Raw genomic sequence first — 19,733 nt, 5'->3', positions numbered from 1 at the left:
AATATTTCACCAATGTGACGACTTTGAAGTCGCCCGTTGCGGACTCTCCTAGAATGTACCGCGAACGCTCAACGAGAAGATGGGTCCGATCAGGCGATTGCGAGTCTCGACGAAGTCGATCGGGGAATTGTTGCGTCGCCCGGTGTAGACCACCCGGTCCCACCGGCTGCGAGCGTTGATGAGGTTGCTTGCCGAGGCGCGGACGGTGAGGCCGAGCACATCCTTGTTCTCGACGAATACGCCGACCCAAACGGGCCCTTCGAACTGCCGTCCGACTTCGTTGAGACGGAAGGCGCGGGTGACGTGGCTATACTCACCATTCACCCCATAGGCCCAATCGCTGCCCGGGATGTCGTGGCGGAAATCGGCCACGATCAGGCGGTCGGTGAAGCTCGACAAGGGTCGCTTCTCGCCGGTCAGCGGATCGCGGATGTTGCTGAACTGGACCAGCGCCCTGAGGTTGACCTTGGCCCCCTTGATGCCGAGCGGGTCGAGCTGGAAGGTGCTGTTCCAGTCGATCGCATAGGCTCGCGCCTTGTCGATGTTGCCGGGCGACTCTCCGGTCAGACCGATCGGAATGATGTCGACGTAATCTTCGAACAGCGCGGCGACCAGGTTGAGCCGGGTCTTGCCATAGCGCCCCAGATCCTTGGCCAGCTCCAGTTCGAAGCGCCATTGCTGAGTCGGCACCAGATCGGGATTGCCGGCATTTTGATTGTCGTTGTCGAGGAACACGCGGGCAAGGAATTGCCCGAAGTCGAGTTGTCCGACCCGGCGGATGATCTTGAAATTGGCATTGAAGGTCGGGGTCACCTGCGCGGCGAAGTTAAGCGATCCCTTTGGCCGGAAGAAGCGGCGCTCCTTTCCGCCCGGACCCTCCTGGACGATGGTAGACCACTCGCCGCCGGCCACCAGCTGCACCGACAGGGCCTTCGACAGCGGCCGCCCGATGGTGACCAGACCTTCGTAGCGATCCTCGCTGACCTTGCCGGTGCCCGAGGGGAAGAACTCTTCGACATAGCTGCCGTTGGCATTCAGCGAGTAGAGCTTCGAGACGAGGTCGAGGCTGTTGAACGCCGCCTCGCCCGACAATTGGACATCGGTCTTGCCCCACTTCCAGCGATATTCGCTGCGGCCGATCAACTCCTTCGATCGGCCGTCCTGAACGTAGCGGCTGCCCGCGTTCGGACTGAGGTCGGTATAAGTCAGCAGCGCCGACTGGAAGAATGGCTCGTCCGACGAACGGGTCAGACCGATGAACTTCAAACGCCCGCCGCCGAGCGCGAATTCATAGTCCGCGCCGGCCTCGTAATTCTTGCCCTTCTCGCGCTGGCTGAGCAACCGCTCGACGTCGGCACCGGTGGCCCGGTCGCGCTTGCTGATCTCCTCGAAGCGATAGTTGAACGACCGTCCCAGCAGGTTGAGGTTGCCGACCGACGAGCCGGGCCCGTCCCACTTGAACTGCCCGCTGATCTGCGGCTGATCGAAATTGCCGGTCCAGCTGTCGTCGCGGGTTTCGAACAGGCTGCCGTCGGCGCGACTGATGATGGTCGGACCGCCGGCCGAGCTGCGGCTCGCGTCATTCTTGAGGCTGAGGGTATATTCGATCGGGCCGCTGGTGCCGCTCACCGACACGTCGCCGCGGGTGTAGAGCGGATCGGCATAATGGGCGCGGAATTCGGGCCGATAGCTAAACTGCCCGCCGATCTTCTTCTTGGCCTCGTAAACGACGTTGGCGACCTGCCCGGTCAGCCCCGGCACATCCACCTCCGCCGCGTCGACGATCTCGATCCGGGTGACGTTGCCGGACGGGATCGCCTGCAGCGCAGTGACCGGATCGGTCGACTTGCCGCTGATCCGCTTGCCGTTCAGCAGCACATTGCCCGAGGCCTGGCCAAGCCCGCGCGAACTGGTGTCCTCGCCGCGAATGGAGAAGCCGGGCACCTGGTTCAGCATGTCGAGCGCGGTGCGCGGAGCAAAGCGGGTGAAGTCGGCGGGGGTGTAGACGCGCTTGTTGCCAGCGGGGGCGGACACCGGAGCGGGGGCATCGCCGGTGGCGGGCGGCGACGCTTCCTGCGCCAGCGCCGGCGCGCTCAATGCCATCGTCGACGCATAGCCAAGCAACATCGCCCGGCGGTGAAAACCACGCATAACTTCTTCCCCTGTTCGGATTCTTTTTCAGCGCATTTTCGCGATGTGCGATGCGCAGTAGTTGCAAGCGACCGGTCCCGTTCGACAGACCGACGAGTGACCTGCCGTTCTAGGGCAGCAGGGCACTCATGATCACTGGCGCATCCTGTTCAGTGACCAGGCTCACCCGCCGCCCGGATGTTTGCCGGACCAATTCCTGCGGACGGATGCCGAGCGCCTTGAGCTGCACCAGCCGCGAGACCGACAGGTCACGGAAGCCGTGGCGCTGGTAATCGGCGATGAAATCGGCCGTGATGCCCAGTGCTCTCAGCTGAATGACCTCCTCGACCGGAACGCGGTCATAACCGACCCGCTTCAGCGAACCGAGATAGGCCGGCGACACGTCGAGCGCTTTCAGGGGCAGGAAGTCTTCGGTCTTGCGCGGCCGGTAGCCGGCGGCGGCCATGGCGGCGATATAGTCGGGCGACACGCCCAGCGCGCTCATCCCGACCAGGGTGTTGGGGGTCGGCATCGTGTATCGGCCGCGCTTCAGCGCATCGACCAGCGAGCGCTTGGCGCCGACCATGGTGAGGTCGATCCACTCGCCCTCGGTCGGCTGGCGGATGCCCGACGCGACGAGGTAGGCGGCGAAGGCCGGATCGCCCGTGAAGCGGCAGCTGCCCGTGGCCCGGCGGTTCGCGGTCCGGCCCGAGCAGTCGAGACGACCCGCCTCCCGGACCAGTGTGAAGCCGACCGGCGTTCCGTCACGCCCCTGCAAGGCTGCGCGGTCGAAACCGGCAAGTTCGCGCACCTCAAACGAAGAGCCTGAGGTGCGATTGGCGGATACGATCCGGCTGAGCGACAGCTGAAGCCTGTCGCGGCTCGCTCCCGACAGTTCGAAGCGGAGCGTCCCGCCTTCCGCGGCGAAGCCGGTGGTGGCGATGCTGAGCGTGGCGAGGATCAGGGCCAGGCAGATGGAGAGCGAACGGTGCATGGTGGTGCTCCTTGTCTCGAAGAGTGCAGGCAAGCCGGTCCCGTTCACCCCTGGTGGGGCGCTTGTTCGCGGCGGCAATGAGGAATTTCGGGTCGGCGCTTAGTCGGCGTCGGGCTCGGGCGGCTCAGGCGCTTCGGGCGGCTCCGGCGTTTCGGAACGCGGTCGTCGCGGCAGGTTGGGCGGCCAGTTGTGCGGCGGAAGGCTCCGCCCGGTGGCGAATTCCTTGATCCGCACGGCCCTCAGCTCGATGATCCGGTCTGGCGTCAGGCCGGTGTAGCCGGCTTCGCGCAGCTTCTTGATCGAGGCGCCGGTGATGCCAAGCGCCCGCATCGCGGTCAGGTCGCCGAGCGACACATTGCGCAGGCCTGCGCTGGCGAGGTCAGCAACATAGGTCGGGCTGACACCCACCGCGCGCGCGCCGGTCAGGTCGCCGATATCGCTGGTGCGGTAGCCGGCCTGGGCCATGGCGCGCACCCAGTCGGGCGTCGCACCGACCGCGCGCAGGCCCATCAGGTCGCCATCGTCGATGTGCAGGCCGCCAAGTGCGGTGCGGATCGAGGCGGCATATTCCGGAGTGATGCCGAGCGCCTTGCTGGCGATGGCCCGGTCAATCGCCTCGTCGACGCTGCCGCGCCGAGGCGGGACCGGCGGCAACGGTGCAGCCGGAGGATTGGGGGCGGGGTGCGGATGGACCATCGCCAGGCGGGTTGCCTCCATGCGCGCTTCCTCGGCCACAGCGCGGCGATCGACGGCAGTGGCTGCGGCGTCGCTGGCAGCCGCCGCGCTGGCGAGCGCCGCCTGCTTGCCGCTGACCGCGACGCTGACCGCTTCGGTGGTCACGACGGTGGCATTGGCGACCGATTGCGCGACCAGCGATGGCAGCGAGTCCGCCGGGCTGGCCTTGGCCACCGACAAGCCCGCTTCGGACGCGCCGTCGCTGGCCCGGGGGCTGAAGGTAATGGCGGCCAGCGGCGTCGCCGCAGCGACCACGCCCATGAACAGGCCGGCGGCGAAGCCCTTGCCCATCGGGGTACGCGGCAGGGTGCCGTCGAGCACCCGCTGGACGCGGCGGGTCAGGCTGCCCTTGCCCGGGGCGACGCCATGGGCGCCGAGCAGCAGGCCCTTGCAGTCGTGGCGGGCGACGCCGACCAGCAACTGGGCATAATCGACCCCCTCGACATTGGCGGCGAGCACCGCATCGTCGGCGGTCTCCTCGCGCAGCTGATGGGCTTCGCGCGCCAAGATCCAGACCAGGGGATTGAACCAGAACAAGGCGGTCGCGATCCGGCCGAGCAGCAGCTTGGCCCAATCGAGCCCACGGACGTGCGCCAGCTCATGCGCGATAATCGCCTCGGCCTCGGCCTTGGCGCCCAGCGCTTCCTCGTTGAGCAGGATCACCGGCCGGAACAGGCCCCAGCTGATCGGCGACTTAAGGTCGCCGCTGGTGAGGAGCGCGGTGCCGTTCTTGAAGTTCATCCGGCGCTGGGCATGGGCGAGCGCGCTCAGCCACGACGGCTCGACCAGCACCGAGGCCTTGGTCCGCAGCGTGACCAGCCGAAGCACGGCAAGCAGGGTCACCGCCAGCAGCAGGACCACCGGGATGCCATACAACAAGGGCCACCACGGCTCGGGCGACGCAACCGTCTGGAAGGTCTCGGCGGCCGGCAGCGGCGGGGTGTCGCTGATCGGGCCAACGGGCAGCTGCGCGGGCATGGTCGGCGCGGCGTCCATCAGCGGCGCGCTCACCACCAGCTGCGGCAGGAACATCGCGCCGAGCGGAAACAGGACCAGGGACAGGAGGCCGAGATGCGCCACCATCCCTCGCTCCGCCGCCGATCGGCCGCGCAGGAAGTGAAGCATGGCAAGCGTGGCGCCGGCGATTAGCACCGACTTCAGCGCAAAGGTGACAAGCAGTTCCATGGCTTACATCCCCTTCGACTTGCGGGCCTGCGCGATCATCTTCTCGAGCGCGTCGAGCTCGCTTGCCTCGATCCCGTCCGACATCCCGAGCAGCGCGCTGGCGGCGCTGGTCGGCGAGCCGTTGAAAAACACCCGCACCACGTCCGACAAGGCCGACTTGCGCGCGGTTTGGTCCGACACCGCCGGGCTGTAGAGAAACCCACGCTCATGCTCCTCGCGGCGGACGAAGCCCTTGTCCTCGAGTCGTTTGAGCATGGTGCGAACCGCCGATCCGCTCACCGCGCCGGGCAGGCCATCGGTCACTTCCGCGGCAGTCATCGCGCCCTGTTGATACAGCAGGTCGACGATTTGGCGTTCTTTGGGAGGAAGACGGTTCAGCACATTCAGGCTCCAAGGCTACATTTGTAGCGTGTGCTACATTTGTAGCTTGAAGGCAAGCGTTGCCGCCGGTCGTTGGTCGATTTCGCGCCATCGACGAACGGCGGCGGTGAAACTAGGCTTGGCCACGGAAGCATCGGGAAGGTTGCTCGTTTGGCGGTCATGAATTCACCTGCACGTCCCAATTCTGCCGCCCTCACCCTGATTGGGGTCGCGGCGGGGCTGTGGCTGCTGCACTGGTTGGCGGACATCATCACGCCGCTGGTGGTCGCCGCCGTACTGGTGGTGTTGGTCCAGGCGCTGATCCATGCCATCGACAAGCGCTGGCCGTGGATGCCGACCTGGCTGGTGATGGTGTTCGCCGCCGTTCTGATCATCGTCACGCTGGGCGTGGCGATGATGGTCCTGATCGAAGGTGTCAGCGAAATCGCCGCGCAAGCCCCTGCCCTCTACACCCGTATCGACGCCATCCTCGCGAACCTCAGCCGCTCCCTGGAGCTCGAACAACCACTGCAGCTGACCGGCGTGGTCGGCAACATCAACGTGCCCCAGGTCGCGGGACGGGTGCTGGGCGGTGTGCAGGGTCTGGTCTCGACCCTTCTACTGGTCATACTCTACTTCGCGTTTCTGTTGGCAGAGCGCCGAAAGGTCACCCGCAAGGTTCGCGGCTCGACGGGCGACGGCGCGCGCTCACGCTCGATCCTCCAGGGTATCGGCCAGGTCGGCAAGGACATCGAGACCTATGTCTGGGTGCAGACGCTGACTGGCGTGATGCTGGCGTCCGGGGCCAGCATCGTGATGTTTGCCGTCGGGCTCGAGAACGCCTTGTTCTGGACCTTCCTGCTGTTCCTGCTGTCGTTCATCCCGATTGTCGGAGTGACTGCCGGGTCGCTCGCCCCCGCCGCCTTTGCGCTGCTGCAATTCCCGACGCTGACCCCGGCGCTGATCATCTTCGGCGGGATCCAGCTGGTCGCCTTCATCATCGGCAACCTTGTCTATCCGCGCATGCAGGCCGACGCCCAGAACATCAGTCCGGTCGCCACCCTGTTGTCGCTCGCCTTCTGGTCATTCCTGTGGGGGATGCCGGGCGCGTTCCTGTCCGTGCCACTGACGCTCACGCTCATGCTGATCTGCGCCCAATTCGACAATTCCCGCTGGGTAGCGGTCGTGCTGTCGAACGACGGAACCCCCGCCGCGGTCCGCAAGCGAACCAGGGGAACGACACCGCCCTCGCGTCCCGGCGCTTGATCAGCGGCGACACTCAGAAAAGCCCGTCATCATCGTCATCGTCCGGTGTCGGTTCGACATTCGCGGATTGCTCGCAAGCGGACGGCAGGAAACGGCGGTGGATCTGGCGCTCGCTCTCCATCGTGTAGAGACGGTAGATGCCGTCGAGCAGCGCCCGTGCCTCGTCGACGTCCACGATCCCCGCAAACGGCTGCGACCCGGCCGCCCGGTCGAGCTCGCCCGCCATCGCCTGGAGCGGCGTGCAAAGCTCCTCGATCCTGGCGATCGCCGCCCCTGCCGTATCCACCACCTCCGCCGCACAATTTGCCTGCCGGTCGAGCTGCGCCAGACTAGCGCTGGCTCGCTTTGCTCCTTCGCCGATGATGGCCAGGGATTCTTCAAGCGTTTGCCCGTCGCCCTCGTCCAGCGCGATGTCGCCGGCGATCCTCATCGCCGCGCCGTTGACCTGGATGACGGCGGCGTCGACCCGCTTGCAAATCTCCTCCAGCGTGCCGACCAGCCCGCGGATTTCCTGGGCGATACGAGCGAGACCTCTGCCCGCGTCACCCATGCGATAGCAGCGGATGTCGGTGTTCCACGCCATGTTGTCGACCTCGGCGGTGATCCGATCGATGAGCGCCAGGCGCTGGCCCAGACATTGAGCCGTCGCGATGGTTTCGCCGCCAAGCGCATGGGATCGCCGGTCGGCCTCTCGCAACCCCTGGGTCAGCAAGCCGATACCGGCCACTTCGCTTTCAAGCGCCCGGAGCAGGTCGCCACTGGTCGCGACGCTTCCTTGGGTTTGGCGCAATGCCAGCACCTCGGCAATGTCGACCCCGATCAGCCGCTGGCAATCGAACAGCTTGCGGCTCTCGCGCTCGAAGTCCTCGACCGCCGCGGCACAGAGGGCCTGCAGCAAGCCCAATACCTGAGCGGCGCCCGGAGCCTGCGCAGGAGACTCTCCCCCCGACGCATCGCCATACGCCCCAAGCAGGCGGAAACCGGTGGCGACATGCTCCAGCCGCTGGCGAGTGATGTCGCCGATCTGGATCGCCCCCAGCGCCTCGGCAAGCTGGGCGCGCAGGCGGCAGGCGATGGCCGTGACCTGCACCGACTGTTCGTCGGCTGCGTTCAGGTAATCCTGAAGCGCCAGCGCATTGGCCTCGAGGTTGCGCGGAACGTCGGCGGCAATCGCCGCGCATTCCGCGGCGAGCCTGCGATCTCCGGCAACGACCGTTGGGATCATCGCCTGTAATTTCTTTGCTTCGCGGCGGATCGCGCTGATCTCGACTTCGCTGAGGTCGAGCCTGGCCAGCATCTGATCGGCGAAACCGGAAAAGCCTTGCTGACCGCCCGATGCAACCTTGATGTTGAGCCCGCAGATCCGGAGGAATTCGATAGTCCGGCGAACGCCGAACATTTGCTGATCGACCTGCGCGCCGGCGGCGGCGATATCCGCAAGCGCTGCGGCGCGCCCGGCCACGATCTGTGGGACCTGCGCGATGCGCCCGCCCATCGCCTGCATATTGGCGACGGCCCGGCTGGCGGCACCACGATCGAGCGCACCGGCCACCCCCGAAAGGCTGGCGATCAATGTCTCGACGAGGTCGTAGGCACTGGCGAGGGCGCTTCCGGCCTCGAGAAAGGCGGAGTCGAGCCTTCCCGCGACCAGATCGATGGTGACATCGACGTCGGTCGGTGCCGCTGGTCCGGCAGTGATCGCCTCGCTAGCCATGAGCGCCGGTCAGGCAATCGCCGTGTGGCAGGCCGCGCCGCTCACCGGGCGGAAGCCTGCAGGAGTTCGTGCGCGATCAGGCCCAGGGGCACGATTTTCTCCACTCCGCCATGGGCGATCGCTTCCTTGGGCATGCCGAACACGATCGACGTCGCCTCGTCCTGCGCGAAGGTTCGGGCGCCGGCCTGCTTCATCTCAAGCATGCCGCGAGCGCCATCGTCGCCCATGCCGGTCATGATCACGCCGACCGCATTCGACCCGGCCGCCTGCGCCACCGAACGGAACAGGACATCGACCGAGGGACGATGCCGCGACACCAGCGGACCGTCGCGGACCGAGACGTAATAGCGGGCTCCGCGCCGCTCGAGCATCATGTGCTTGCCCCCCGGCGCGATCAGGACCTGGCCCCGCAAGACGGCATCGCCGTCGACGGCCTCCTTCACGTCGGCCTGGCACAGGGTGTTGAGCCGCTTGGCGAAGGCGCGGGTGAAATGCTCGGGCATGTGCTGGACGACGATGATCCCCGGCGAATTGGCCGGAAGCACTTCAAGAACCTGGCGCAATGCCTCGGTTCCTCCGGTCGAGGCTCCCAGGCACACCACCATCTCGGTAGTCTGGCTCATCGCCCTCCGGGTCGGCGGGGGAAGGACCGCATCGGCCGTCAGCTTTTCCTGCGGTACCAGCGGCTTGGCATGGGCGCGGCCGCGGATGCGCGCCTTGGCGGCTGCCTTGACCGTATCGCGTATCTGCAAATTATGCTCGGCCAGATGATCCGCGACGCCGACCTTGGGCTTGAGGATGATGTCGACCGCGCCCGCTTCCATCGCCTGGAGCAGGGTCTCGGACCCGCTTTCCGTCAGGGAAGAGCACATCACCACCGGAACCGGGCATTGCGTCATCAGCTTGCGCAGGAAGGTGATGCCATCCATCCGCGGCATTTCGACGTCGAGGGTGATCACGTCGGGCATTTCGATCTGGATCCGCTTGGCCGCGGCGAAGGGGTCGGAGGCGGTTCCCATGACCTCGATCTCGGGATCGGCTTCCAGCACTTCGGTCATGATCTTGCGGACGATCGCCGAGTCATCGACGATCAGCACCCGGATCTTGTTGGCAGGTCGCGCCATGCGTCAGCTCCGTTGAAAGATGGTGTTGCCGATCTGTGCGATCGGCAGGTCATGGCCGACGATCGTCTCGGAATGGCCGAGGAACAGCAGTCCGCCCGGCGCCATCTTCTCGACAATTCGCGACACGACCTTGAGCTGGGTTTCGCGGTCGAAATAGATGAGCACATTGCGGCAGAACACCACGTCCATCGGCTCCCCGACGGGATAGTTTCTGTCCATCAGGTTGAGCCGGGCGAAGGCGACGTTGCGCCGCAGCGCGGGAATGATCCTGACTTCCTGCCGAGCCGGATCGCACGACGTCATCAGGTAGCGCTTGCGCAAGGCGGGGGGGACCGGATCGGCGAACTCGGCAGGGTAGATGCCGCTCCGTGCGATCTCGAGCACCTCGGTGTCGAGGTCGGTCGCAAGGATCGTGAAGCTGGCCCCCGAGGTGCCGGCGAAGGCGTCGTCGATGGTCATTGCCATCGTGTAGGGTTCAGCTCCGGTTGAACAGGCGACACTCCACGCGCGAAGCCTAGTCACCCCCCGCTCGATCAAGCCGGGAAGAGCGACGTTGCGCAGGTAATCGAAATGATAGGCTTCGCGGAAGAAGTCAGTCTTGTTGGTGGTGACGGCGTTGATCAGGAACTCGCTCTCGAACTCGATATTCTCTTCGGCGAAGAGATAGTCGCAATAGTCATCGAGCGTGGCGGCGCCGATCGCCCGCTGGCGACGACGCAGCCGGCCTTCCAGCATCGTCTTCTTGCTCGGGGGCATCCGGATCCCAGCGGTCTCGTGGATGTAGCGGGCTAGGGCACTGAAATTGCGCTGGCTGATCCGGTCCGACAGCAAAGGCGGGGCGTGAGAGAGTTGCGCCGAAGGAAGCATGATCAGGCTCCGCGAGGATAGGGGTTCGAGGGAATGCGGAGCGGCACTTTCGCCGGCCCGGTCAGGCAGCCGCGACGACGGGGACGTTCGGGGTCAGATCCATGCCCGAAAAGATCCGGACGATGTCGAGGAACACGACGAAGCCCTCGTTGCTCCGGGCGATCCCGGCGATGTAGTCGGATGCCCAGCGAGACCCGATATCCGGCGCCTGCCCGACCTCGTCTGCCTTGAACGTGCTGACGTCGAGCACGCGATCGACCACCAGGCCGAGCGTGATGACCCGTTCGGCAAGTGGGACATCGACGACCAGTATCCGCGTGCTGAGCGTGTGCGCGGCGGACGTCAGGCCGAGGCAGAGCCGAAGGTCGACGGTGGTGATCCCCTCCCCTCGCAATTCGGTTAGTCCAAGCAGGTAATCGGGGCCGTTCGGAATCCGAAAGGTCTCGCGATAGTCGAGGATCTCGCGCACCAGCGATACGGGGATGGCGAAGCGTTCTGCATCGAGGCCGAAGGTGACGGCCTGCAGTTCATGGTCCCCACTCATGCTGCCCGGCTTTCGAACTGGGCGTCATCGCCGTCGGGGCCTCCGTGGTTGAGATCGAGCGCAAAGCCGTTGATCCGCGCCTGCTGTCCCGCCACCGTCTCGCCCCGGGCCTGACGTTTGGGTTTGCCGGCCTGCCCCGCCTTGGGCTGCCGCGCGGGCTTTGCCCTGGCCTCGGCCGAGCCCGAAGGCAGGCGCCCGGTGGTCGCCGTCTTCGCCTGGATCCGGTGATCCTTTCCATCGGCAAGCCGGAAGTAAGCAATGCTGCCCTGCAATTGCTCCGCTTGCGTCGCGAGCAGTTCCGACGTCGTGGAAATCTGCTCGGAGGCGTCGGCATTCTGCTGCGTCACTTGGTCGAGCTGCTGGATCGCTTCGTTGATCTGGGCTGCGCCGATATCCTGCTCGCGGCAGGCCGAGCTGATCTCCAGGACGAGTTCGGCCGTACGACGGATGTCGGGCACCAGCCGGGTCAGCATCTCTCCCGCCTCGGCCGCGGCCTTGAGGGTGTCGGCAGACACCGAGCCGATCTCGGCCGCCGCGCTCTGGCTGCGTTCGGCAAGTTTGCGAACCTCCGAGGCGACCACCGCAAAGCCGCGACCATGCTCGCCCGCGCGCGCAGCCTCGACCGCTGCGTTCAACGCGAGAAGGTCGGTCTGGCGAGCGATCTCCTGGACGATGCCGATCTTCTCGGCGATCGTTCGCATCGCAATGACGGCCTTGTCGACAGCCACTCCGCTGGCTTCCGCGTCGCGGGCCGACTGGCGTGCCATCTTCTCGGTCTGGGTGGCATTGTCGGCATTCTGGCGAATGTTGGCCGCCATCTGTTCCATCGAGGCCGAGGCTTCCTCGGTCGCGGCCGCCTGTTCGGTCGCGCCCTGCGAGACCTGCTCGGAGCTGGCCGACAGTTGCTGGCTGCCCGAGGACACGCTGTCCGCAGCCGTATTGGCATTGCCGACCACTTCACGCAGCCGCTCCACCATGCGCACAAGGGCGAGACCAAGCGTATCGTTGTCGGAAAGCGGCCGGTGATCGACCGTCAGATCACCGTCGGCGATCTGGTCGGCCAGGGAAGCGCTGAGGCGGAGGCTGTCGATCAGTGCATTGACCGACGTCTTCATCTTCTGGTGATCGCCCTCGCAGGCGATTTCGACGCGCTGCGCAAGGTCGCCGGTGCTGACCCGGTCGAGCACCCGATTGCCTTCGACGATCGGCAACAGGATCGCATCGAGCATGCCGTTGATGCCGCTAACCAGCTTGGCGAAATCACCCACGAAGCGTCCCGCTTCGCCGCGCCGTGCAAGGTCCCCGATCGTCGCGCTGGCGATCAATCTCCCGATTTCGTCGGTGATGTCGCGCAGGTTGCCGCGCAGCGTCTCGATCGTATCGTTGATGAACGCCTTCTTGCCGGGCAACTGCTCCATCGGCGCGTCGAAATTCCCCTCGCCGAATTCCTTGATGCAGGTCATCGCCATTTTCTTCACCGCGATGTGCGCGGCGACCATCTCGTTCACGCCGCGCGCCACCAGCCCGAAATCGCCCTTGAACTTTTCGGCCGGCACGAAGACGTCGATGTCGCCCTTGTCATGCTCCGCAGCCATGTGGCGCATTTCGGCGATGAGCCCCTTGAGGTTGCCGCGCAGGGTCTCGATCGTCTCGTTGATGAAGGCCTTCTTGCCCGGCAACTGCTCCATCGGCGCATCGAAATTGCCTTCGCCGAATTCCTTGATGCAGGCCATCGCCTTCTTCTTCACGGCGATGTGCGCGGCGACCATCTCGTTCACGCCGCGCGCGACGAGACCGAAATCGCCCTTGAACTTCTCGGCCGGTACGAAGACATCGATATCGCCCTCGTCATGCTCGGCCGCCATATGGCGCATGTCGGCGATGAGCCCCTTGAGATTGCCGCGCAGGGTCTCGATCGTCTCGTTAATGAAGGCCTTCTTGCCCGGCAACTGCACCATCGGCGCTTCGAAATTGCCCTCGCCGACCTCCTTGATGCAAGCCATCGCCTGCTTCTTCACTGCGATGTGACTGGCGACCAGGTCGTTGATCTGCCCCGCCATCGTGGCGCAGTCGCCGTGAAAGCGGTCGATCGGAAGGATGACGTCGATGTCGCCCCGTTCATGCTCGGCGCAGACGCTCGCCAACCCTTCATGGAGCGCGCTGACTGGGCGGAGTGCCTGGTCGAGCATCTCGTTGATGGCCTGGAGCGCATCCCTGGTTCGGCCCTTTGCGAGCAAAGGGTCGGTGCGTTCGGCCAACCGGCCTTCCGCCAGTTGGCCGCCGACCCTGGCGAGTTCGGCGAGGAGTAGATCGTGCGAAATCGGGTCGAACAACGCGAAGGACATGGTGGAGCTTCCTTAAAATCGTCGTTGAGGTTGCAAGCGGGAGAGCGCCGTCAGGCGGCCTTGGCGTCGAAGTTGGCGTCGTCCGCGTCCGGACCACCCTGGCTGAGATCAAGCGCGAAGCCGGTGACCCTGGCCTGCTGATCGGCAACGCTGTTTGCCTTAGCGCGAAGCTTGGGCTTCGGCTTGGCGATCGCCTTCTTGGCCACCGGGGCGGGCTTGCGAGCCGGCGCAGCAGCGCTTCTTGGCGCAGGGCCTCCACTCTCCAGGCGAAAATAGGCAATGCTGGTCTGTAGCTCGCTCGCCTGGGAAGCGAGTTGTTCCGAAGTGGTCGAAATCTGCTCGGACGCGTCAGCGTTCTGCTGGGTTACCTGGTCGAGCTGCTGGATCGCCTCGTTGATCTGGCTCGTGCCGATGTCCTGCTCGCGGCAAGCCGAGCTGATCTCGAGCACCAGTTCGGCGGTGCGGCGGATATCCGGCACCAGTTTGGTCAGCATCTCGCCGGCATCGACCGCAGCCTTGACCGTCTCGGACGACACGGTGCTGATCTCGGCCGCCGCGCTCTGGCTGCGCTCGGCAAGCTTGCGAACCTCCGAGGCAACCACCGCGAAGCCGCGACCATGCTCGCCCGCGCGCGCCGCCTCGACAGCCGCGTTCAGCGCCAGCAGATCGGTCTGCCGGGCGATCTCCTGAACGATTCCGATCTTCTCGGCGATCGTTCGCATAGCGTGCACCGCCTTGTCGACCGCGACCCCGCTGGCTTCCGCGTCGCGGGCAGACTGGCGCGCCATCTTCTCGGTCTGCGTGGCATTGTCGGCATTCTGACGGATGTTGGCCGCCATCTCTTCCATCGAGGCCGAGGCCTGCTCGGTCGCCGCCGCCTGCTCGGTCGCGCCTTGCGAAACCTGTTCAGAGCTGGAGGACAATTCCTGATTGCCGGCAAAGACGTTGTCGGCGGCCCTGCTCACCTCACCGACGATCGTGCGAAGGCTGTCGACCAGCGCGTTGACGGAATCCTTCATCTTCTGATGATCGCCCTCGCAGGCGATCTCGACCCGCTCGGTGAGGTCGCCGGTGCTGATCCGGTCGAGCACTCGATTGCCTTCGACGATCGGCAGCAGGATCGCGTCGAGCATGCCGTTGATACCGCTGACGAGCTTGCCGAAATCTCCCACGAAGCGAGCATCGTCGCCGCGCTCGGCAAGGTTGCCCGCCGTCGCTTCGTCGATAAGCCGCTCGATCTCGCTGGTGATGTCGCGGAGATTGCCGCGCAACGTCTCGACCGTTTCGTTGATGAAAGCCTTCTTGCCGGGGAACTGCTCGAGCGGCGCGTCGAAATTGCCTTGGCCGAATTCCTTGATGCAGGCCATCGCCTTCTTCTTCACGGCGATGTGCGCGGCGACCATCTCGTTCACGCCGCGCGCGACGAGACCGAAATCGCCCTTGAACTTCTCGGCCGGTACGAAGACATCGATATCGCCCTTGTCATGCTCAGTGGCCATGTGGCGCATCTCCGCGATGATGCCGCGAAGGTTACCGCGCAGGGTCTCGATCGTGTCGTTGATGAAGGCCTTCTTGCCCGGCAATTGCTCCATCGGAGCATCGAAATTGCCTTCGCTGAACTCCTTGATGCATGCCATCGCCAGCTTCTTCACCGCGATGTGGCTCGCCACCAGTTCGTTGACCCGGCGTGCCACCAACGCCGGTTTGCCCGCGAAACGCTCGACGGGGATCGTCAGGTCGATATCGCCGGCGGCGTGGCCAGTGGCCATGGCGACAATTGCATCCTCGAGGTCGTCGATCGGCCGCAGTGCCCGATCGAGCAGCCGGTTGATGGCTTCCAGTAGTTGATCGGTCTGGCGATTGGCGTCGGCGAGTTGTGCCCGCTCGTTCAATTCACCGCGTGCGATAGCGGCTTCCAGGCGCACGAGCTCGCCTTTCACGGCATCCGAATTCACTCCGCCAATCCATTGAAAAGACATCGCCTTCAACCTCTCGCAAAGCGTCGACGACCGCGATCCGCGGCGTCATCGTCATTCCTTGATGGGAAACCGGTCCGATCTTCTCACCGTACCGACGCCAGCTCTGGCGTGGCAGGTCCGCCGAGGAGCGGGCCGAAGATGGAAGGGAGATCGGGGAGGACGACGCCGCCGCCAGGGCGGCGGACCATCCCGCGAATGAAGTCGGGTCTCCACCGTAGCCCGACCACCGGCGGCGCCTCGCTGGCCTCGCGCCGAAGGGTCGCCACCTCATGGACCTGGTCGGCCCGGATACCGACCTGGATCGATCCGTCGCCAACCGCCATTTCGATCACCACGATGCGGCTGTCGATCGTCGCCTCCGTTACCGGAAAGCCGAACGCCGGCCGCAGGTCGGCGATCGGAATGATCTTGCCGCGGAAATTGACCACGCCTCCGACCAGCGGGTTTGCGCCGGGCACCGGAGTTTCGGGAAGCAGGTCGAGTATCTCGCGCACCAATACGGCTTCGAGGGCAAAGGTCTCGGAGTGAAGATCGAAGGTCAGCACCTCCAGCTCCCCGGCCTCGCTCCATCCGATATCGTTTCTCTGTCCCATGCTATGCAACGGCGCGAAGCCGTTCCTCCTGCTGTTGGCCAAGTGACAGGAGCTGGGCGACGTCGAGTATCAACGCCACGCTGCCATCGCCCAGGATGGTCGCACCGGCGAAGATGGTGACGTCGCCGTGAACTGGCGACATTGGCTTGATCACCGTCTGGTGACTGCCGATGATCTGATCCACCACCAGTCCGACTCGCTCTGCGCCAGTGGAGATGATGACTATCTTCTGATGCAGGTCGGGCGAGGTTTGGCTGGCGAACAGTTCGCGCAGGCGCATGAAGGGCACGAGCTGGTCGCGCAGCGTGATCAGGCTGCGTCCTTCCGACCGGCGGTCCTCGTCGGTACTGAGCTCGATGCATTCCTCGACTGCCGACAGCGGAATGACGTAGCGCGCGGTGCCGACGCGGATCAGCAGCCCGTCGATGATCGCGAGGGTCAGCGGAATCCGCAGCGAGATGGTCGATCCGCGACCCGCTACGCTGGCGACATCGATCGTCCCGCGCAGGCTTTCCATCGTGCGCTTGACGACGTCCATGCCGACGCCGCGACCTGACAGGCTGGTGACCTGCTGGGCGGTCGAGAAACCAGGGTGGAAGATCAACTGCAGGGTGTCGTGATCGCTCAACGTCTGGCCCGGCGCGACCAGTTCCTGCGCCTCGGCCTTGGCGCGAACCCGCTCGAGGTCGATGCCGCGGCCGTCGTCACGAATGTCGATGATGACCTCGCCGCCCGCCTGGCGCGCCGACAGCTTGATCTGGCCGGTCGGCGGCTTGCCGGCGGCTTCTCGCTCTCCGGCTCCCTCAAGACCGTGGTCGCAGGAATTGCGGATAAGGTGAATCAGCGGGTCGGCCAGCCGCTCGATGACCGTCTTGTCGACCTCGGTGGTCTCGCCCTCCGTGACGAGTTCGATCGACTTGCCGGTGTCCCGCGCCAGATCGTGGACAAGGCGCCGGAAGCGTCCGAACAGGCTGGCGACCGGGACCATTCGCAGCACCATCATGGTGTCGCGCAATTCGCCCGCCAGCCGCTCGATATCCTCCGAGATGGAATGGAGGGTTGGCGTAGCGGCCCCAGTGCCGCCCTGCGCCAGCTGAGACAAACGGCTTTGGACGATGACCAACTCGCCGACACGGTCCATCAGCAGGTCGAGGCGTTCAGCCGGGACACGGACGGTATCCGCCGTCTTTCCGGTCGTGGGTCCGCCATCGTTCGCAGCCTTGACCCGTTGATCACCACCTGCTGCCGGCTCGTTCTCCACCTCGATCGCGCCCGGCTTGTCAGTGCCGCTCAGCGACTGGAGGTGAAGCTCCATGTCGTCGCTGACGAAAATGAAGACGTCGTCGATGTCGCCCCGGCTGATGTCGCCGCGCAACTCGACCGACCAGCCGATGTGCCAATCCGTCGCGGCCAGTTCATCCAGTGGCGGCACCCGGTCGGTCAGCGCGGTGACCCGGCATTCGCCAAGCGCGCGCAGTTCGTCGAGCAGCACCAGCGGATTGGTGCCGTTGGCCATGGCTTCGACGGGCAGCCAGAAGTTCAGATGCCAGCCGTTTTGCGGTGGAGAAGCGCGCTCCGTGACCTCGGACGCCCGGTCCATAACGCCCCGCAATTGCTCGAGGATCGCTGCGCCGGCCGCGACCGTGTCGTCGCTGCTGTCTTCCAGCAGGGTGCGCATGTGGTCCTGCGCCGCAAGGACCACCGCGACCAGGTCGCGGCTCGCCGGCGTCAGCTGCTTGCGCACGCGGTCGAAGGCGGTTTCGCAATGGTGGGTGAAACTCGCCAACTGCTCGAAGCCGAACATGGCGCCCGAGCCCTTGAGCGTGTGCAGGCCGCGAAACACCGTATCGATAAGGTCGCGGTCGTCGAGCCGGTGATCCAGATCGAGCAGGGCCTGCTCGACCCCGTCGAGCAACTCGCCCGCTTCGGTCAGGAAGGCGGCTGCAGGGTCGTTCGCGCTCATCGGCCGAGCACCTTGCGCGCAACCCTAATCAACTGGTCGGGCACGAACGGCTTGACCAGCCAGCCGGTAGCGCCGGCCGCCTTCGCCTGTTGCTTCATGCTTTCCTCGGACTCGGTGGTAAGGAAGATGATCGGCGTCCCGCATTGCGAAGGGTCGCTTCGCAGCTCCCGGATCATGGAAAGGCCGTCCATGTTCGGCATGTTCTGATCAGTGATGATGAGGTCGAACTTGGCGGTTCGCGACTTGCTGAGCCCGTCGAGCCCGTCGCACGCTTCGGTCACGGCATAGCCCGCGCCGGTCAGCGCGATGCGGATCGCCATGCGCAGGCTCGGCGAATCGTCCACCGTGAGGATCGAGGCGCTCATTGCGAGGCAACCTCTCCCGACCAGAAGCCCTGGGTGTCCGCGCCGGCTCCGTCGAGGAAACCACCGCGCTCGAGCAGGTGCTGCACGGCTTCGGGCGCCGGGCGCCCCAATCGCAACCTCTTGTTGCATTGTGCCGCGGTTTCGCGTGCGGACAGAAGGATCTGGATGAAGCTGAGATCGGCTTCCTCCAGACCGTCCAGATCCAGTGAAAGCCCATCATGCTCCGCAAGCTTGCCCGCCACGTCCCGGGCGAAGGCCGCCGAGCACGAGATCGTCACCGACTTGGGTACCCTCAAAACTTCAGTCACGAATGCCTCGCATGAGTCTTGCGCCGCAAGCGTTACGGGCCGAGCTGTGCCCGGGCGTTTCTCACGATCTCTATTGCGAGTTTTAGAGGGTCACGCGGACCTGCGGCGCAAAGGCCTGCAAATTTGCGGTCAGCCCCTTATCCCGGACATCGGACGGAGGGCCCATCGCTCGGGAAGCCTCGACAAGCGCCCTCCCGGCACCCGGGGTTCATGCAAGTCGGGCGCCCGCCAGCCCGTCAATTATTACGCCGGTATGACGACGGCGTCTGGCCGGTCACGCGTTTGAAATTGCGGCGAAAGGACGAAGGGGTTTCGAAGCCGGTCAGGCTCGCGATCTCGTCCAGTTCCTTGGCGCTGTGACGAAGCAGTTCGACTGCCCTGGCGATCCGGCGTTCCTGCGTGAACTGATGCGGGCCGCGGCCGAAGGTAGCGGTAAAGGTGCGGGAAAAATGCGATCCGCTCAGTCCGACCGCCCCCGCAAGGTCGCCAAGCGTCAGACTGCCGCCGAGCCTGGCATCGATGAAGTCGGTCAGGCGGCGGACTTGCTGCGCCGACAGGCGTCCGCGATGCTCGCTCTCGACAGCGCCGAATATCTCGAGCGCGACAGCCAGGGACAGCGTTTCGGCATAGAGGCGATCTGGATGCTCCGACCGGGCGACCCGGCGCAGCTTCGTCATCGATTGAAGCAGGGCCGGATCGCGGGCATAGACCAGTGGCCCGGGGGCCTCCCGGCGGTAGCGCTCCCCCAGAGCTTCCGAGATCAGAGCCGGCTCGAAGGTCAACACGGTGAAGCTGTTGTCGCGGTCGACCGGCGCGGCCCAGCCGGAAATCGCACGCCCCTGCGGGACATAAGTAAGCGTGTCGCGAAGATCCCTGCCGCGGACCGGCGCGAGACCTTCTACGGTCACTTCACCGTCGCGAAGGGCAAGGTCGTGGAGAGCGATATAATGCGCCGATCCGACGCTCCGGAACTCGTAGGGGGCGGATGTCCCGAGCTGAATATGCTCGATCCGCAATCCATTCATCACGATCGGCAAGCGCTGTACATCAATATGACGAGTCTGACCCTGATCCAGGTCGATCAATGCAGTAGAAGCCATGGCTATCGATAAGCGAAGATTGCTTATTCTCCAAAAAACTGCGGTTCTGACCTCGTTTGTCTCATCCTCGTGTAGAGAAGATCGCGCGCCTTACGGCCCGAGCCGCCGAAGCTGCCTCATGGCAGTCCGGAGTGTGCCATCGGGCACGACCGCCGACTCCC

The 19,733-nt window shown here is 65.1% G+C and carries 16 protein-coding genes and 1 pseudogene; 1 reads left to right on the top strand and 16 read right to left on the bottom strand.

The window, feature by feature from the left end; translation table 11 throughout:
- Positions 1 to 48: 48 nt before the first annotated feature.
- From M1K48_RS01455 to M1K48_RS01440, 4 genes are all read right to left on the bottom strand, one after another.
- Positions 49 to 2,151, bottom strand: coding sequence for a TonB-dependent receptor plug domain-containing protein (locus M1K48_RS01455; protein ID WP_249504117.1), 2,103 nt, complete (start codon positions 2,149 to 2,151; stop codon positions 49 to 51).
- A 109-nt stretch (positions 2,152 to 2,260) separates the two neighbouring features.
- Entirely contained in the window at positions 2,261 to 3,124 is an 864-nt protein-coding gene (locus M1K48_RS01450; RefSeq protein WP_249504116.1) for a hypothetical protein, read from the bottom strand.
- Positions 3,125 to 3,223: 99 nt separating this feature from the next.
- Entirely contained in the window at positions 3,224 to 5,044 is a 1,821-nt protein-coding gene (locus tag M1K48_RS01445; protein WP_249504115.1) for a M56 family metallopeptidase, read from the bottom strand.
- A 3-nt stretch (positions 5,045 to 5,047) separates the two neighbouring features.
- Positions 5,048 to 5,425: a BlaI/MecI/CopY family transcriptional regulator gene (locus M1K48_RS01440; protein WP_249504114.1), complete on the bottom strand. Its 378-nt coding sequence runs from the start codon at positions 5,423 to 5,425 to the stop codon at positions 5,048 to 5,050.
- A gap of 159 nt (positions 5,426 to 5,584) precedes the next feature.
- Here M1K48_RS01440 and M1K48_RS01435 point away from each other — a divergent pair, with 159 nt between their 5' ends.
- On the top strand, positions 5,585 to 6,670 hold the full coding sequence (locus tag M1K48_RS01435) for an AI-2E family transporter (protein ID WP_249504113.1): 1,086 nt from the start codon (positions 5,585 to 5,587) through the stop codon (positions 6,668 to 6,670).
- Between the two features lie 13 nt (positions 6,671 to 6,683).
- On the opposite strand, the gene M1K48_RS01430 is transcribed toward M1K48_RS01435, so the two are convergent.
- From M1K48_RS01430 to M1K48_RS01375, 12 genes and pseudogenes are all read right to left on the bottom strand, one after another.
- A complete protein-coding gene (locus M1K48_RS01430; RefSeq protein WP_249504112.1) occupies positions 6,684 to 8,384 on the bottom strand; it encodes a hypothetical protein in 1,701 nt (566 codons plus the stop codon).
- A gap of 41 nt (positions 8,385 to 8,425) precedes the next feature.
- Complete coding sequence (locus M1K48_RS01425; protein WP_249504111.1) at positions 8,426 to 9,508, bottom strand: protein-glutamate methylesterase/protein-glutamine glutaminase; 1,083 nt, start codon at positions 9,506 to 9,508, stop codon at positions 8,426 to 8,428.
- Between the two features lie 3 nt (positions 9,509 to 9,511).
- Positions 9,512 to 10,375 (bottom strand): CheR family methyltransferase, encoded by an 864-nt coding sequence (locus tag M1K48_RS01420; RefSeq protein WP_249504110.1) that lies wholly within the window; start codon positions 10,373 to 10,375, stop codon positions 9,512 to 9,514.
- A 61-nt stretch (positions 10,376 to 10,436) separates the two neighbouring features.
- Positions 10,437 to 10,919, bottom strand: coding sequence for a chemotaxis protein CheW (locus M1K48_RS01415; protein WP_249504109.1), 483 nt, complete (start codon positions 10,917 to 10,919; stop codon positions 10,437 to 10,439).
- A complete protein-coding gene (locus M1K48_RS01410; protein ID WP_406697385.1) occupies positions 10,916 to 12,979 on the bottom strand; it encodes a methyl-accepting chemotaxis protein in 2,064 nt (687 codons plus the stop codon). Before M1K48_RS01410 ends, M1K48_RS01415 begins: the two co-directional genes overlap by 4 nt.
- Positions 12,962 to 13,108, bottom strand: a pseudogene (locus tag M1K48_RS14370) (hypothetical protein); the annotation flags it as partial. The pseudogene M1K48_RS14370 and the gene M1K48_RS01410, both read right to left, overlap by 18 nt.
- Positions 13,109 to 13,314: 206 nt before the next feature.
- Positions 13,315 to 15,243: a methyl-accepting chemotaxis protein gene (locus M1K48_RS01400; RefSeq protein ID WP_249504108.1), complete on the bottom strand. Its 1,929-nt coding sequence runs from the start codon at positions 15,241 to 15,243 to the stop codon at positions 13,315 to 13,317.
- An 83-nt stretch (positions 15,244 to 15,326) separates the two neighbouring features.
- Positions 15,327 to 15,836, bottom strand: a complete 510-nt coding sequence (locus M1K48_RS01395; protein ID WP_249504107.1) for a chemotaxis protein CheW — start codon at positions 15,834 to 15,836, stop codon at positions 15,327 to 15,329.
- A gap of 1 nt (position 15,837) precedes the next feature.
- Positions 15,838 to 17,799 carry a chemotaxis protein CheA gene (locus M1K48_RS01390; RefSeq protein ID WP_249504106.1) on the bottom strand — a complete coding sequence of 654 codons (1,962 nt, stop codon included), beginning with the start codon at positions 17,797 to 17,799 and terminating at the stop codon, positions 15,838 to 15,840.
- On the bottom strand, positions 17,796 to 18,164 hold the full coding sequence (locus tag M1K48_RS01385; RefSeq protein ID WP_249504105.1) for a response regulator: 369 nt from the start codon (positions 18,162 to 18,164) through the stop codon (positions 17,796 to 17,798). Before M1K48_RS01385 ends, M1K48_RS01390 begins: the two co-directional genes overlap by 4 nt.
- A complete protein-coding gene (locus tag M1K48_RS01380; RefSeq protein WP_249504104.1) occupies positions 18,161 to 18,472 on the bottom strand; it encodes an STAS domain-containing protein in 312 nt (103 codons plus the stop codon). The genes M1K48_RS01385 and M1K48_RS01380 overlap by 4 nt, the downstream gene beginning before the upstream one ends.
- 236 nt (positions 18,473 to 18,708) lie before the next feature.
- The gene (locus tag M1K48_RS01375; protein WP_249505293.1) at positions 18,709 to 19,497 is read right to left on the bottom strand and encodes an AraC family transcriptional regulator; all 789 of its coding nucleotides are present in this window, start codon (positions 19,495 to 19,497) and stop codon (positions 18,709 to 18,711) included.
- Between the last annotated feature and the right edge of the window lie 236 nt (positions 19,498 to 19,733).

The sequence above is a fragment of the Sphingomonas glaciei genome (genome assembly GCF_023380025.1).
Taxonomy (GTDB): Bacteria; Pseudomonadota; Alphaproteobacteria; order Sphingomonadales; family Sphingomonadaceae; genus Sphingomicrobium; species Sphingomicrobium glaciei.
The sequence above is the reverse complement of the archived record's forward strand: the minus strand, read 5'-3'. Positions and strand labels throughout refer to the sequence as shown.

Excerpts from the sequence above, each read along its gene's own strand:
- M1K48_RS01455 (WP_249504117.1), bottom strand. The coding sequence starts at position 2,151 with ATGCGTGGTTTTCACCGCCGGGCGATGTTGCTTGGCTATGCGTCGACG.
- M1K48_RS01450 (WP_249504116.1), bottom strand. The coding sequence starts at position 3,124 with ATGCACCGTTCGCTCTCCATCTGCCTGGCCCTGATCCTCGCCACGCTC.
- M1K48_RS01445 (WP_249504115.1), bottom strand. The coding sequence starts at position 5,044 with ATGGAACTGCTTGTCACCTTTGCGCTGAAGTCGGTGCTAATCGCCGGC.
- M1K48_RS01435 (WP_249504113.1), top strand. The coding sequence starts at position 5,585 with ATGAATTCACCTGCACGTCCCAATTCTGCCGCCCTCACCCTGATTGGG.
- M1K48_RS01430 (WP_249504112.1), bottom strand. The coding sequence starts at position 8,384 with ATGGCTAGCGAGGCGATCACTGCCGGACCAGCGGCACCGACCGACGTC.
- M1K48_RS01425 (WP_249504111.1), bottom strand. The coding sequence starts at position 9,508 with ATGGCGCGACCTGCCAACAAGATCCGGGTGCTGATCGTCGATGACTCG.
- M1K48_RS01420 (WP_249504110.1), bottom strand. The coding sequence starts at position 10,375 with ATGCTTCCTTCGGCGCAACTCTCTCACGCCCCGCCTTTGCTGTCGGAC.
- M1K48_RS01415 (WP_249504109.1), bottom strand. The coding sequence starts at position 10,919 with ATGAGTGGGGACCATGAACTGCAGGCCGTCACCTTCGGCCTCGATGCA.
- M1K48_RS01410 (WP_406697385.1), bottom strand. The coding sequence starts at position 12,979 with ATGGCGGGGCAGATCAACGACCTGGTCGCCAGTCACATCGCAGTGAAG.
- M1K48_RS01400 (WP_249504108.1), bottom strand. The coding sequence starts at position 15,243 with ATGTCTTTTCAATGGATTGGCGGAGTGAATTCGGATGCCGTGAAAGGC.
- M1K48_RS01395 (WP_249504107.1), bottom strand. The coding sequence starts at position 15,836 with ATGGGACAGAGAAACGATATCGGATGGAGCGAGGCCGGGGAGCTGGAG.
- M1K48_RS01390 (WP_249504106.1), bottom strand. The coding sequence starts at position 17,799 with ATGAGCGCGAACGACCCTGCAGCCGCCTTCCTGACCGAAGCGGGCGAG.
- M1K48_RS01385 (WP_249504105.1), bottom strand. The coding sequence starts at position 18,164 with ATGAGCGCCTCGATCCTCACGGTGGACGATTCGCCGAGCCTGCGCATG.
- M1K48_RS01375 (WP_249505293.1), bottom strand. The coding sequence starts at position 19,497 with ATGAATGGATTGCGGATCGAGCATATTCAGCTCGGGACATCCGCCCCC.